The following is a 13,666-nucleotide window of genomic DNA, read 5'->3' as shown; positions in this document are numbered from 1 at the left end:
GCCGTCGTTGGTCTGCTTTTTGGCGCCGATGATCCCGTTTCTTACGATCCTCACCACACCGCGCCGGCCGTTCCCGCCGTTCAAAATTAGGGGTGCCGAGCCTTTGCCGCCGTTGGATCAGCCCGGCCCGAGCGGCGTCCTAGCGTGGACATCAAGTCCGGGCCGAGAACCGGCGTCCCGATACAGGACCCGAGTGGCCCCCCAACGCCAGCCTCAGCGGAGGTGAACTGGCATGAACAGCGCCAAGAACATCCTCGCGGCCGCCGCCATGGCGGCCTCGGCTCTCGTCGTCCCCGTGGCGGCATCGGCTCCGCCCGCAGCAGCAGAGCCCACGGCCCAGCGCACGACGTCCACGGAGACCCTCACGACGCAGCATCCCTGCCGATTCCACCGGAACCCGGCCAGGTGCCGGGCCCGCGGCCACGGAGGTGGCGGCGGAGGCGGCGGAGGTGGCGGTGGCGGTGGAGGTGGAGGCGGCGGAGGCGGCGCCAACATCGACATCAGCAACCAGAACATCGGCGGAGGCGGCGGTGGTGGTGGTGGTGGAGGCGGCGGTGGTGGAGGCGGCGGCGGTGGAGGCGGCGGCGGAGGCGGAGGCGGTGGTGGAGGTGGCGGCGGAGGCGGCTGATCTGCCGATCGACGCCGAGTAACCACACCAAGCCAAGCCGACGACCGTCCGAGCCGCACCAAGCCGGACCAATCCGACCAAACCCACCGAACCGAGCCGATCGGATCGGCTGACCAGACAGGCCGGTTGAACCCGGCCGTCCGTGCCGGCCGAACCGATCGATCCAGCAAGCCGAACCGATCGACCGAACCGACCAACCGACAGAACGAGCAACCGAACCGAGTCGAGCCGGGCCGTATCACGGCCATCTCGCCTCACCACAGATTCCGCCAGAACCGGAAGACCGAGGGGGCCGCACCAGCCGCCGGTGCGGCCCCCTCCCCATGCCACGGGCCCATGCCACGGGAACACCGCCGGCACGCATTGTGGATCGATTGATCCAGAAAGGTGTTACGGTGAGGGCATGGCGAGAACGCGGGAGTTCGACACCGAGGCGGCGGTGAGCCGGGCGATGGAGTTGTTCTGGACGCGCGGCTACGAGGCGACCTCGCTGCGCGACCTGACCAGCCGCCTGGGCATCGGCCAGGGCTCGCTGTACGCGGCGTTCGGCGACAAGGACGGCCTCTACCGCGCGGCGCTGGAGCACTACCGCACCACCCTGGCCGCGGTCGCCCTGCGCGACCTGGCCGAGGGCAAGGATGCCCGTTCGGCGATCCGCGCGATGCTGGTGGAGCGGGTCCGGATCGCCGTGGGCAACGGGGGCCAGGGCTGCCTGGCGGTCAACGCCGCGTGCGAGCGCCTGCCCGAGGATCCGTCGATCCGGCGCGTCATCCGCGACATGCAGGACGCCAGCCGGCGGGCGCTGACCGAGGTGCTGAGCGCCGCGGCGGAGCGAGGCGGGGTCGCGGCCCGCCACGACCCCGGCACGCTGGCCGCCTTCCTCGTCACCTTCCTCAACGGGCTGCTGGTCTCCTCGAAGATCACGCCGGACGCCCGCGCCCTCGAACCCCTCGTGGAGGTCGCGCTGACCGCCCTCGACTGATTTTTCCTGCCCGCAAACTGTATCAACTGATCCAGAAAGGCTGAGAAAACCCATGATGTACGAACACGACGGCAGGCCGGTCCGCACAGGCCGGGCCGGCGTCAACGGAACGAGCCTGCACTACCGGACGGCCGGTTCAGGCCCGGCCGTGGTGCTGCTGCACGGCGTGCCCAAGACCGGCTACCACTGGCGCCACCTGCTCAAGCGGCTCACGCCTCACCACACCGTCGTCGTACCTGACCTGCGCGGCCTCGGCGACTCGGCCCGCCCCGCCGGCGGCTACGACTCCGTGACGATGAGCGAGGACGTCGCCGAACTCATGGCTCACCTCGGGCACGAGAGGTACGCCGTGGCGGGCGAGGACTGGGGTGCGGTGATCGGCTACCAGCTCGCCGCCCGGCACCGCGAGCGCGTCCTGGCCCTCGTCTTCGCCGAGGCGCTGTTCCCCGGGTTCGGCTTCGAGGAGCACACCGCGCTCACCCCGGAGAACGTCGCCGGTGGCATGCACCTGTGGCATCTGGGCTTCTACTTCCAGCCCGACGTGCCCGAGATGCTGATCTCGGGGCACGAGCGCGAGCTGATCACGTACATGATCAAGAACGAGCGCACCCACCCCGACTCGGCCACTCCCGATGCCCTCGAAGAGTACGTGCGCACCTACTCCATGCCCGGCGGTATCCGCGCGATGTTGTCGATCTACCGGGCGATGCTGGTGGACGCCGAGGAGGTGCCCGACGAGATGGCCGACGTCATCCTGCCGTTCCTGGCCAGAAGCGCCGCCTGAGTCAGACGAGAGGCTGGGGCGATCTGCGACCGTGGTCGGATGGCAACGGCGCCGGTCCCGTCTACGGTGGGAGGCGCCATGCCTGCTCCGCACCACTCCACCGCCACCCGGCCACCGCGTGAATCCCACCCGGCCACCCGCCTGCTGCGCCGTGCCCATCCGGCCGCCCGCCTGCTGCGCGGCATCCGTCCGGCCGTCCGGCTGCCGCTGGACACCCATCCCGTCGGACGGCTGCTCCGTGATGCTCAGCTCGCCGTCGGACTGGCCGTTACCGGTGTCGTCATCCTGCCGCACCTGCCCCACGCGGCGATCGCCGTGGCGATGTGCGTCCCGCTGGTGCTGCGCCGGGCCTGCCCGTGGACGGCGCTGATCACGATGTGCGTCGCCGCCGCGCTCCACGTCGTGGTGCTGAGGGACGCGACGGTGGCGGTGGTGGCCGTGCCGGTCGTCGTGCACAGCCTGGCCCGCTGGGCGACGGTCGCGGCGGCCAGGGCCGCGCTCGCGGTCGCGCTGGCCGGAGCGGTGATCGGGCCGGCCCGGTGGCTGAGCGTCCATCTCGAAGCGCCGTCCTTGGGGAGCTGGGTGACCTCGATCGCCGGCCACGGCGCCGTCGTCGTCGCCGCGTTCGTCGTCGGCCGGCGGGCCCGCGAACGCGAGGAGCTGCGAGAGCGGCAGGAGCACGAACGAGCCGAGCGGCAGCGGTCCGCGATGGCCGAGCGGGAGCGGGCGATCCGCCGCGCCGCCGACGACGAACGCCACGAGGTGGCCCGCGAGATCCACGACCTCGTGGCACACTCGCTGGCCGTCATCGCCGTGCAGGCCGAGGGCGGCCGGGCGATGGTGGCCCGCCAACCGCACCGGTCGCAGGAGATCCTCACGGTGATCGCCGACACCTCCAGGGAGGCGCTCGACGAGCTGCGCCGGGTGGTGGCGATGCTGCGCAGGCACGAGCCGAGGCCGGCCGCCGACTACCGTCCCGCCGTCGGTCTCGACGACGTCGCGGACCTGGTGGCCCGCCTCGACGACCGGGCCCTGCTCCACGTCCAGGGCGACCGGGGCGCCGTGGGCCCGCTGGCCGGGCTGACGGTCTACCGGATCGTCCAGGAGAGCCTGACGAACGTGCTCCGCCACGCCGGCCCGGCCGCCCGCGCGCAGGTCGCCATCACCGTCACCGGGCGCGAGGTCACCGTGCGTGTGCGCGACGACGGCCGCGGCGGCGCCGTGGAGCCGGGCGGCCGCGGCACGGGGCTGGTGGCGATGCGCGAACGGGTTCAGCTGCACGACGGCACCCTGACGGCGGGGCCGCGCGCGGGCGGCGGCTTCGAGGTGTACGCGGTCCTGCCGGCGCCCCGGGCGACGGGATCGGCGGCCGGATGACGCTCAGTCTGTTCCTCGTCGACGACCAGCGGCTCGTCCGCGCCGGGCTGCGGATGATGATCGAGTCGCAGGACGACCTGACCGTGGTGGGCGAGGCCGGTGACGGCGCGGAAGCGGTCACGAGGCTGCGCGGCGTCGCCGCCGACGTGGTGCTGATGGACGTACGGATGCCGGTCATGGACGGCGTCGAGGCCACCAGGCGGCTGACCCGGCTCGGGCATCCGGCGCGGGTGCTCATCCTGACCACGTTCGACCTGGACGAGTACGTCTTCGCGGCCCTGCGCGCGGGCGCGGCCGGGTTCATGCTCAAGGACGCCCGCCAGGAGGAGCTGCTGGCGGCGGTGCGCGGCGTCGCCGCCGGCGGCTCGGTCGTCGCGCCGTCCGCGACCCGGCGGCTGATCGCCCACTTCGCCGACCGCTTGCCGGGCGGGCCCGCCGCCGACGACGAACGCCTCGCGCTGATCACGCCCCGGGAGGGCGAGGTGCTCGGCGCGATCGCCTCCGGGGCCACCAACGCCGAGATCGCGGCCCGGCTGCACATGGCCGAGGGCACGGTGAAGACCCACGTCGGCAACCTGCTGGCGAAACTGGGGTGCCGCGACCGGGTCGCGCTGGTGCTCTTCGCCTTCGAGACCGGCCTGGCCACACCCGACCGCCGCTGACCCCGGCCCGCGTCCCCGCGCGCGCCCGTGTGGCCCAGCGTCCCCCACGTTCTCCCCCGCCTTCGCGCGTCCCTCAGCGTCCGCCCACAGCTGCCCGCGTCCGCACAGGACCGCACCGCGTTCCCGGCGCCATCACCCTACGACCTGCGCGCTTTCGCCCTACGACCACGGTCGCAGAGCCCGTTCCGAAGTCCAGACCGTGGACAGATTCGCTTCCGCCCGCGGCTGCCTACGTTGGGCACCCGGCAACCGAATCACCAGCGACAGACAGGGCACTCATGACCGCACACAGCTCCGCCGTGGACCGTTCAGGGCCGCGGGACACGACCGCGGCGGCCGCCGCACGGGACCTCACGAAGACGTACGGCACCGGCGACACCGCCGTGCCGGCGCTGCGGGGTGTCACGGCCGACTTCGGGCGGGCGACGTTCACCGCCGTCATGGGCCCGTCCGGTTCAGGCAAGTCCACGTTCATGCACTGCCTGGCCGGGCTCGACCGGCCCACCGGCGGCCAGGCGTACATCGGCGGCCAGGACATCTCCGTGCTCGGCGACCGGGAGCTGACCCGGGTCCGGCGGGACCGGGTCGGTTTCGTGTTCCAGTCGTTCAACCTGCTGCCGACGCTGACGGCGGAGCAGAACATCCTGCTGCCGCTGGATCTCGCGGGCCGCCGGGCGGATCCCGCCCGGCTCGCCTCCGTCGTCGGCTCGCTGGCCATCGGCGACCGTCTCGGCCACCGTCCCGCCGAGCTGTCCGGCGGGCAGCAGCAGCGGGTCGCCATCGCGCGTGCCCTGGTCACGGGGCCTGAGGTGGTCTTCGCCGACGAGCCGACCGGCGCACTCGACTCCCACACCGCGGCGACCCTGCTGAGCTTCCTGCGCCGCTCCTGCCGTGAGCTGGGCCAGACGATCGTGATGGTGACCCACGACCCGATCGCCGCCTCCTACGCCGACCGGGCGCTGCTGCTCAGCGACGGCCTGATCGTGGACGAGCTGCGCGAGCCCACCGCGGACGCGGTCCTGGGCGCGATGCGGAGGCTGGCCGCATGATCACCGGCCGCCGGACCCGCTTTCCCATGGCCCGCAACGCGCTCGCCGAGTTGCGGCACAACCCGCGCCGCGTGGTCGCCGTCATCGTCGCGATCATGATCAGTGTCGGCTACCTCACCGCCTCGGTGACCGTGCTGGCCGGCGAGACGAAGACGTTCGAACGCACCATCATCGCCCGGGTCTCCGAGACGGACGTCGTGGTCACCGTCCGCACCGACGACCGGGCCGCGCAGGCCCGCCTGGTCGCCCAGGTCGAGAAGGCGGCCGGGGTCGCCTCGGCGGACCTCGGCTTCCTGTCCCGCGGCTGGGTGAGCGGCTCGTCCGACTGGATGCAGCAGCAGTCGCTCCCGGACAACCCGAAGCTGCGCTGGACCGACCTGGCCGAAGGACGCTGGCCGGCCGGGCCCGACGACATCGCCCTCGGCAACGTCACCGCGCGGCAGCTCAACCTGGGCGTCGGCGACCGGATCACGATCACCGACAAGAACACGTCCGCGACGCTGACCGTCACCGGGCTCACCCATCAGGGCGACTCGCTGCTGTCGGGGCTGACGCTCAACTCCTTCGTCGCCCCCTCCTACTACACCGCTGTGGACTCGATCCGCACGTCGGAGCAGACGGAGATCCTCGTCATCGGCGACGGCACGCTCTCCCAGAGTCAGCTCGCCGAACGGGTCGAGGCGGTGACCGGAGGCGGCGCCCGGGTGGAGACGTCCGCGGGGATGGTCCAGCGCCTCATCTCGCAGCGGACTCAGGGCGTGTACGTCTTCCAGCTGCTCCTGCTGGTGTTCGGCGCGGTCGCGCTGCTGGTCGGGAGCATCATGATCGTGAACACGTTCCTCATCCTGGTCGCGCAGCGGCGCCGGCAGATCGGGCTGCTCCGGGCGGTCGGCGGCCGGCGCGACCACATCCGGCGCGCGCTGCTCGTCGAGGCGACCGCGATCGGCGTCATCGGGTCGCTGCTCGGCGTCGGGCTCGGCGTGGCGCTCTCGGCCGTGGTCGCGGTCGTGCTGGACCAGGCGCTCAGCGTCCCGGCCGGGCAGGTGGCCGCCGTCGCCGTCGTGGGAGTCGTGATCGCGGTGCTGTCGGTGTTGCTGCCGGCGCGGCGGGCGGCCATGATCGCTCCGCTGGAGGCGCTCCGTACGGTCGCCGGGGACGCGATCGGGCGCCGGGCCTCGTTCGTCCGCCGGGCGGTGCCGCCGGCCCTGGTCGTCCTCGGGCTGGCCGGGATCGGGCTGGGTTCCACCGGCACGCTGTTCGCGCTGGCGTTCTTCATCGGCGGGTCGTTCGTGTGCGCCGTCGGGCTGCTCGCCGCGACCGGGTCGTACCTGCCGCCGCTGCTGCGCGGCCTGGGCTCCACGCTGCGTCGCACCGGCCCGACCGCGCGGCTGGCCACCGACAACACGCTGCGCAACCCGGGCAGGGCGGCCGCGACCGGCGCCGCGCTGATGCTCGCGGTCGGGCTGGTCGTCGCCCTCCAGGTCGGCGCGGAGAGCATGAAGGCGACGGCCGACGACAATCTCGACGCGCGTTTCCCGATCGACGTCACCGTGTCGATGCTCACCGGCCCGCTGCCGGCCGGCACCGTCGGCGACGTCGCCGCGATCGCCGGGATCACCGACGCCAAGGGGGTACGGTCGACGCGGGTCGCCATCAAGGCCGGCGGGAGCACGAAGCGTGTCCTGGCACAGGGTCCCGACGCCGGCGCGCTGACCACCTTGTGGGCGCCGCGCCCGCCGATCACCACCGAGGCCGTACTCGCCGACCCGTACCTGCTCGAAGACGCCGGCATCAAAAACGGCACCCGCCTCACCGTCACCGGCCGGTCGGGATCGGTCACCCTGCCGGTGCGCGGCGACCCCCTGGCCCCCACCGACGGCCTGGTCGTCGCGCCCTCCGTGCTCGCGGCCCTCGACGCCGACGCGCCGCTCGGCGCGGTCTGGGCCAAGGCCCGGCCGGGGGCCGACATCACGGCGCTGCGCTCACAACTGCGTACCGTGGCCGAGCCCCTCACCGGCGCGGAGGTCGGCGGCGGGCTGACGGCCAAGCTCGTCTACCACACGGCCCTGGACCGGCTGCTGGCCATGTCCACCATGCTGCTCGCGGTGGCGGTGCTGATCGCGCTCGTCGGCGTGGGCAACACGCTCGGCCTGTCGGTGCTCGAACGTACCCGCGAGTCGGCGCTGCTGCGCGCCCTCGGGCTGCAGCGCCGGCAGCTGCGCTGGATGCTCGCCATCGAGGCGATGCTGCTCAGCCTGGCCGGCGCGGTCATCGGCGTCGCCGCCGGGGCGTTCTTCGGCTGGATCGGCGCGTACGCGGTCGGGGCCGAGCTGAACATGGAGAACATCCAGTTCTCCATGTCGGTGCCGCAGACGCTCGGGATCACGGCCGTGGCCGTCGTCGCCGGCATCCTCGCCTCGGTCCTGCCCGGCCGGCGCGCGGCCCAGGCGACCCCGGTGGACGCCCTCGCCGAAACCTGACCGGCCTGGCCTTCACCGGGCCTCCGTCGGGGGCCTCGGTGCGGCGGACGTCCCGGCTTTCCACGGACGCCCTTCTTCCTCGGACGGCCCACCTCCACCGGCTCCGACGGTGTCAGTGCTGGGCGATGGACTGTGCGCCTCCCTCGTGCAGGCGTTCCAGGCGCTCCCGTACGCCGGCGTCCGGTTCCGCGCGCAGGGCCGCCGCCACGGCGGTACGGGCCTCCTGCGGCAAGGTGGCGTGGTCCCAGGCGGCCAGGGCGCGGATGGCCAGGTTGCGGTTGCGGACGACAGGGCTGGCCAGGCCCGCCTCGATCAGCGGCCAGCCGTGTCCCGGCCAGGCGTCCAGGCTCTGCAGGACCATGTCGAGGGCCCGGTGGGGGCGGCGGGCCGGGCCGACCTGCCCCGGTCCTGAGGCGATCTCGGTCAGCGGGAGGATCTCGGCGGCCAGGGTGAGGATCTCGTCCACGTCCCGCTGTGTCGCCTGCCGCATCAGGGCGTACCAGTGCGCCTCACCGTACGGATCGGCGCGCAGCCGTGCCCGCAGGGCGCTGGCGGTCGGGATGCCCAGCAGCTCGCACACCCGTACGGCACGGCCGAACGCGGAGTCGTCGTCCGCCCCGGCCAGCGCGGCGGGCGCCAGCTCGGCCCAGATCGGGCGGGCCAGGATGTCCGTACACCGTGGCAGCAACTCGGGCCAGTGCTCGGCGGCGTACCCGCGCAGGGCATGAACGTCCAGAAAATGCCGCAATTCCCCCGCACCAAGCCTCGCAGCAGAATCGTCCCCACCGGAAGCGGCTCCACCGGCCCCATCGGTACGGGCCTCGATGTGGCCGAGGTACAGCTCGGCCGCCCGCCGCCCCTCCTGGTAGCCCGGCATGCCGACGACCGGCCCGTCCTCCTCGGTGAGCGCCGCCAGGAGCTCGCCCGCCGCCTCCAGCAGCTCGTCGTCCGGCGTACCGGCGAGCAGGCCCGCGAGGTCGCCGGCCCCGGCGGCGGTCCCGGCGAGGTAGGCGGTCGCCACGTCGTTGCGGAAACCCTGACGGACGATCCACTCGCGCACAGCCGGATCGGACGCCTGCGCCAGGTGTTCCACCAGGTGGATCCGCCCCCACCCGCGTACCTGCCTGGCCAGGGCCCACAGGTCGGCGGTCGCGTCCCCGTCGGTGTTGCGCAGGGCGATCATCGCGAACAAGGTGAACTCGTCGTGCCGCCCGAACGTCATGAGCTCGTCGCGATGGTTCTCGGCGTCGAACAACCCCAGCAGCGCGATCCCCAGCTTGACGGCCTCGCGCTCGTCCGAGTCGGTGGCCAGCGCGTACCCGAGCTCGTAGACCGCGTCGTGGTCCAGGTTGGCGGAGCTGACGTCCGCCAGCAGAGCGTCCACCAGCGAGATGATCCGGGCCTCCCCGATCGCCTCGCGCACGGCGGCGGGCTTGAGCGTGTCGATCGCCACGGACAGCCGCCGCAGCTCCTCCTCGTCGGCCCGCCCGTTCCAGTGGTAGATCAGCACGCCGTCCCGCGCGCCCGGCATCCACACCGTCTCCGGGCTGCCGCCCTCATCGAGCAGTTCCGCAGCACCGTCACGCAGCTGCCGGTAGATGGACGGACGGGCCTTCCACCACTTTCCTGCCATGCGCACTATTTCCTTCCTGATCGAGGTCTCAGTCCCGGTTACAACGAAGATCTGGACTCTACGGCCGGCCGTAGGCGGAGAGACGTCCGCATACTGCGTGGAGCGATGCTAAGGAGCCCGAGTATGTTCCGGGTATGTCCGGCGAATCACGGACGTCCACACCCTCTGACCGATGTGCGGGTCAAGCGGACCGGCGGCTACCCGGCGGCGTGCCGGTAGCGCCGGGCGAGGGTGCGGCAGGCGTCCTTCAGTTCGTCCGGCTCTATGTCGGTGATGTCGGCGTCGAAGGTGGCGAGCAGGCCGGCGATCCCGGCCCACGACCATGCGCCGAGGGTGATGCGGGTCCGCGTGGGGGTGACGTACTCGATGACGGAGCCGCCGGGCGCCCATCGGGCGACGACGTCGGGTGGCAGCTCCATCAGGACGGTGCCGAGGCACGGCCACGGAGCGGGGGTGTCGCCTCTGTCGTGGCTGGTCATCACGTAGTGGGCCACGTTGGGTTCGGGCAGTTCGCGGCGCTGGAACGGGGTCCCGGTGGGTGCGTAGGCGTGGATACGGTCCACCCGGTAGACGCCCCAGGCGTCGGTGGCCGGGGTGTAGGCGACGAGGTACCAGCGCCCGGCCCACATGAGGAGGTGGTGGGGTTCGACCCGTAGCGGCGGGGTGAAGCCGGGGTCGCCCGGGTGAGGGGGGTGGCTGCCGGGAGCGCAGTAGTCGAAGCGCAGCACGTGCCCGTTGCGGACGGCGAAGCCGACGGCCTTGAGCGTGCCCGAGTCGATGGGTGGCGCGGGGAACTCCCAGAAGTTGCGGATGGCGGTCAGGTGCATCGCGTCGACCTCGGCGCGAAGGTGGGCGGGCATGACCTGCCTGATGCTGGTCAGGGCGCGGGCGGCGGCGTCGTCGAGGCCGGCCACGCTGGCCGGCGCGGTCTGGAGGGCTATGGCGACGGCGACCGCCTGCTCGTCGTCGAGCAGCAGCGGAGGCAGCCGGCCGCCCGCGCCGAGCCGGTAGCCGCCGTCAGGACCCATCAGGGCCTGGACCGGGTAACCCAGCTCGCGCAGGCTCTCCACGTCACGGCGCAGGGTGCGGGTGCTGATGCCGAGTCTGCCGGCGAGGTCCTGGCCGGACCAGTTCGAGCGGGCCCCGAGTAGGGACAGCAGCCTGAGCAGGCGGGAGGACGTGGTGGCCATGGCCTCCATTGTGGGCGAATGGCGGTCATTCGGTGTCCGCGACTGCTGTCACGGTGTGGCGCATGAGCTCAAACACCACTTCCAACCCCGTCTCCCGCGAGGAATCCCGATCAGGTGCGCTGGCCGGCAGGGCCGCCGGGATCGCCCTGCTCGTGGTGCTGTTCGCCTCGTTCATGGACCTGCTGGACGCCACGATCGTCACGGTCGCCGCGCCGGCGATCGCGGCCGAACTCCACGCGAGCCAGGCCCAGGTGCAGTGGATGCTGGCCGGGTACGTCATCGCGCTGGGGTCCGGTCTGATCATCGGCGGCAGGATCGGCGACGACTACGGCCGGCGGCGGATGTTCCTGGCCAGCCTGGCGGTCTTCGCCGTCGCGTCCGCGGCGTGCGCCCTGGCGACGGGCCCGTCGATGCTGATCGGCACGCGTGTGCTGCAGGGCCTGGCCGGCGGCCTGATGGTCCCGCAGGTGTTCGGGATCATCCGGTCCTCGTTCCACCCGGCGGAGCTGGCCAAGGCGTTCGGCGCGTACGGGGCCGTCCAAGGGCTGGCCGCGGTGGCCGGGCCGCTGATGGGCGGGTTCCTGGTCGACGCGGACCTGCTCGGCCTGAGCTGGCGGACCATCTTCTGGGTGAACGTGCCGATCGCGGCCGTCGCGCTCGTCCTCGGGTCCCGCGTCCTGCCGGAATCCATGCGGCGGCACCGGACGGCGCCTGATGTCGCCGGCGCGGCACTGCTGACGTCGAGTGTGGTGCTGGTGCTGCTGCCCCTGGTCCAGGGTCACGACTGGGGCTGGCCGTGGTGGGGTTTCGCGCTGCTGGCCACCGGAGTGCTGGCGCTGTGCGGGTTCCTCGCCTACGAGCGTACGGTCACGCGGCGTGGCGGGCAGCCCGTGCTCGACCCGGCGCTGCTGCGGGTGCGCAGCTTCGGCGCGGGGCTGGCGGCCTCGCTGTTCTTCTTCGGCGCCATCGGCGCGTTCTTCCTGACGCTGTCGATCTACCTGCAGACCGGCACCGGACGCACCGCCTGGGAGACCGGTCTGGTGATCCTGCCCTACGCGATCGGGTCCATCCTCACCTCCGGCCTCGGCGTCGCCATGGCGGCCAGAGCGGGCCGGGCGCTGCTGGTGACCGGATCGCTGGCCCTGGCCGCGTCGCAGGCGCTGCTGTGGTTCGCCGTCCGCGACGGTCAGAGCCCCGGATACTGGATGCTCGCGGCGGCACTGTTCGTCGGCGGTCTCGGGCTGGGCCTGGCCGCGCCGATCCTGGTCAATGTCATCCTGGCCGGCATCCCGGGCAAGGACGCCGGCGCGGCCGGTGGGGTGCTCTCGACGGTGACCCAGATCGGCGGCGCCGCCGGCGTGGCCGCCTTGGGCACCCTCTTCTTCACCACCCTGGACGACCACGCCGCCCCGTTACAGGGGTTCGGCGACGCCTTCGCGGCCGTACTGCCGGTCGGGATCGTGCTCTATGTGCTGGCCGCCGCACTGATGCTGCTGCTTCCGCGAACTGCGGCCGCACCCAGCGCGTAACCCACCGGCCGCTCCGGCCGGCGTCAGGAGCATGCCGTAGGGTCGCCGCCATGCGGATCATCAAAGGAGCGGGACAGTGGGCGCGGCCGGCTGCCGGGGCCGCCAACGACTGGGTCGAGCAGCTCAAGGTGCCGGACCTGTCCGTCGGTACGTACTGCATTCCGGCAGGCGGGGTCGACACCCAGAGCCCGCACACCGAGGACGAGATCTATGTGGTGACCGCGGGCCGGGCCAGGATCACGACACCGAGCGGGGACGAGGAGGTCGGCCCCGGCGCGGTGATCTTCGTCCCGGCAGGTGAGGAACACCGCTTCACGGACATCACGGAGGATCTGGCGCTGCTGGTCGTGTTCGGCCCGGCTTACGGCTCGCGGGGAGCGGCCGGAGAGGGCGATCACGTACTGGATGATCGACGCCCATAAGGCCTTGATCGGGAGGCCAGCAGGTGGTCGTGCGGCCTCTCTCAGCCCAGTGGGGCGTTCTCCAGCAGCGCCAGCTCCTCCGCGCTCAGCGTGAGGTCCGCGGCCGCGGCCGAGTCGGTGATGGAGCGCGGACGACTGGCGCCCGGTACCGGGATCACCGCAGGAGAGCGGGCGAGCAGCCAGGCCAGGACGATCTGCTGGGGGCTGACGTCGCGCTCGGCCGCGACGCGGTGGAAGGCGGTGCCGGCGGAGGCGGGGCCGGAGGGGCCGTCGAGGGCGCTGCGGGAGATGCCGCCGAGAGGGCTCCACGGCAGGAAGGCCAGGCCCGTCTCGGTGCACAGCCGCAGCTCCGGCTCGCTGTCACGGACGGCGGGTGAGTACTGGTTCTGCACGGAGACGAGTCCGTCACCGAGGATCTGCCGCGCCTGACGGATCTGGGCGGTGGTGACGTTGGAGATGCCCGCCGCGCGGATCGTTCCGGCGTCGAGCAGGTCGCGCAGCGCGCCGACGGACTCCGCCCAGGGCACGGCCGGGTCCGGCTTGTGCAACTGGTACAGGCCGATCGCGTCCACGCCCAGACGCTTGGCGGAGTCCTCGGCAGCCCGCTTGAGGTGGGCGGGGGTTCCGGTGACGGTCCAGCTGCCGTCGCCGGGGCGCCCGCGCCCGCCCTTGGTGGCCACCAGGACGCCGGAGGTGTCGCCGCCGTAGCGGGCGAGGGCGCGGGCGATCAGCGACTCGTTGTGTCCGGTCTCGCCGGCGTGCCAGTGGTAGCTGTCGGCGGTGTCGATGAGCGTGACGCCGGCTTCGAGTGCGGCATGGACGGTGGCGATGGCCCGCGCCTCGTCCGGGCGGTGCTCGATGGACAGCGGCATGGCGCCCAGGCCGACGGCGCCGACGGCGGTGTGGGCGATAGTGCGGTACCGCATGACG

Annotated in this window: 12 protein-coding genes; 9 read left to right on the top strand and 3 right to left on the bottom strand. The window is 72.6% G+C overall.

From position 1 onward, the window contains the following. The first annotated feature begins 428 nt into the window (after positions 1 to 428). From AB0C27_RS31175 to AB0C27_RS31145, 7 genes are all read left to right on the top strand, one after another. Positions 429 to 650, top strand: a complete 222-nt coding sequence (locus tag AB0C27_RS31175; protein WP_357850986.1) for a hypothetical protein — start codon at positions 429 to 431, stop codon at positions 648 to 650. Between the two features lie 381 nt (positions 651 to 1,031). Next, the gene (locus AB0C27_RS31170; protein WP_357850983.1) at positions 1,032 to 1,610 is read left to right on the top strand and encodes a helix-turn-helix domain-containing protein; all 579 of its coding nucleotides are present in this window, start codon (positions 1,032 to 1,034) and stop codon (positions 1,608 to 1,610) included. Between the two features lie 52 nt (positions 1,611 to 1,662). Then, positions 1,663 to 2,394 carry an alpha/beta fold hydrolase gene (locus AB0C27_RS31165; RefSeq protein ID WP_357850980.1) on the top strand — a complete coding sequence of 244 codons (732 nt, stop codon included), beginning with the start codon at positions 1,663 to 1,665 and terminating at the stop codon, positions 2,392 to 2,394. Between the two features lie 78 nt (positions 2,395 to 2,472). Then, the gene (locus AB0C27_RS31160) at positions 2,473 to 3,771 is read left to right on the top strand and encodes a sensor histidine kinase (protein WP_357850977.1); all 1,299 of its coding nucleotides are present in this window, start codon (positions 2,473 to 2,475) and stop codon (positions 3,769 to 3,771) included. After that, complete coding sequence (locus AB0C27_RS31155; RefSeq protein ID WP_357850974.1) at positions 3,768 to 4,433, top strand: response regulator transcription factor; 666 nt, start codon at positions 3,768 to 3,770, stop codon at positions 4,431 to 4,433. Before AB0C27_RS31160 ends, AB0C27_RS31155 begins: the two co-directional genes overlap by 4 nt. Before the next feature lie 278 nt (positions 4,434 to 4,711). Continuing rightward, positions 4,712 to 5,482, top strand: coding sequence for an ABC transporter ATP-binding protein (locus AB0C27_RS31150; RefSeq protein WP_357850972.1), 771 nt, complete (start codon positions 4,712 to 4,714; stop codon positions 5,480 to 5,482). After that, on the top strand, positions 5,479 to 7,962 hold the full coding sequence (locus AB0C27_RS31145) for an FtsX-like permease family protein (RefSeq protein WP_357850969.1): 2,484 nt from the start codon (positions 5,479 to 5,481) through the stop codon (positions 7,960 to 7,962). Before AB0C27_RS31150 ends, AB0C27_RS31145 begins: the two co-directional genes overlap by 4 nt. Before the next feature lie 112 nt (positions 7,963 to 8,074). Here the strand turns inward: AB0C27_RS31145 and AB0C27_RS31140 are convergent, their stop codons facing one another. Beyond that, positions 8,075 to 9,595 (bottom strand): hypothetical protein, encoded by a 1,521-nt coding sequence (locus AB0C27_RS31140; RefSeq protein WP_357850967.1) that lies wholly within the window; start codon positions 9,593 to 9,595, stop codon positions 8,075 to 8,077. A gap of 197 nt (positions 9,596 to 9,792) precedes the next feature. Next, positions 9,793 to 10,785 carry a WYL domain-containing protein gene (locus AB0C27_RS31135; RefSeq protein WP_357850964.1) on the bottom strand — a complete coding sequence of 331 codons (993 nt, stop codon included), beginning with the start codon at positions 10,783 to 10,785 and terminating at the stop codon, positions 9,793 to 9,795. 62 nt (positions 10,786 to 10,847) lie between these two features. Here AB0C27_RS31135 and AB0C27_RS31130 point away from each other — a divergent pair, with 62 nt between their 5' ends. Together AB0C27_RS31130 and AB0C27_RS31125 are read left to right on the top strand one after the other, a co-directional pair. Continuing rightward, positions 10,848 to 12,314, top strand: a complete 1,467-nt coding sequence (locus tag AB0C27_RS31130) for an MFS transporter (protein ID WP_357850962.1) — start codon at positions 10,848 to 10,850, stop codon at positions 12,312 to 12,314. 50 nt (positions 12,315 to 12,364) lie between these two features. Beyond that, positions 12,365 to 12,736: a cupin domain-containing protein gene (locus AB0C27_RS31125; RefSeq protein ID WP_357850959.1), complete on the top strand. Its 372-nt coding sequence runs from the start codon at positions 12,365 to 12,367 to the stop codon at positions 12,734 to 12,736. Between the two features lie 41 nt (positions 12,737 to 12,777). Here AB0C27_RS31125 and AB0C27_RS31120 read toward each other — a convergent pair whose 3' ends face one another. Then, positions 12,778 to 13,662, bottom strand: coding sequence for an aldo/keto reductase (locus AB0C27_RS31120; RefSeq protein WP_357850956.1), 885 nt, complete (start codon positions 13,660 to 13,662; stop codon positions 12,778 to 12,780). Positions 13,663 to 13,666 lie beyond the last annotated feature (4 nt).

This window comes from Nonomuraea sp. NPDC048882, from assembly GCF_040649755.1.
In the GTDB taxonomy this organism is placed as follows: domain Bacteria; phylum Actinomycetota; class Actinomycetes; order Streptosporangiales; family Streptosporangiaceae; genus Nonomuraea; species Nonomuraea maheshkhaliensis.
The sequence above is the reverse complement of the archived record's forward strand: the minus strand, read 5'-3'. Positions and strand labels throughout refer to the sequence as shown.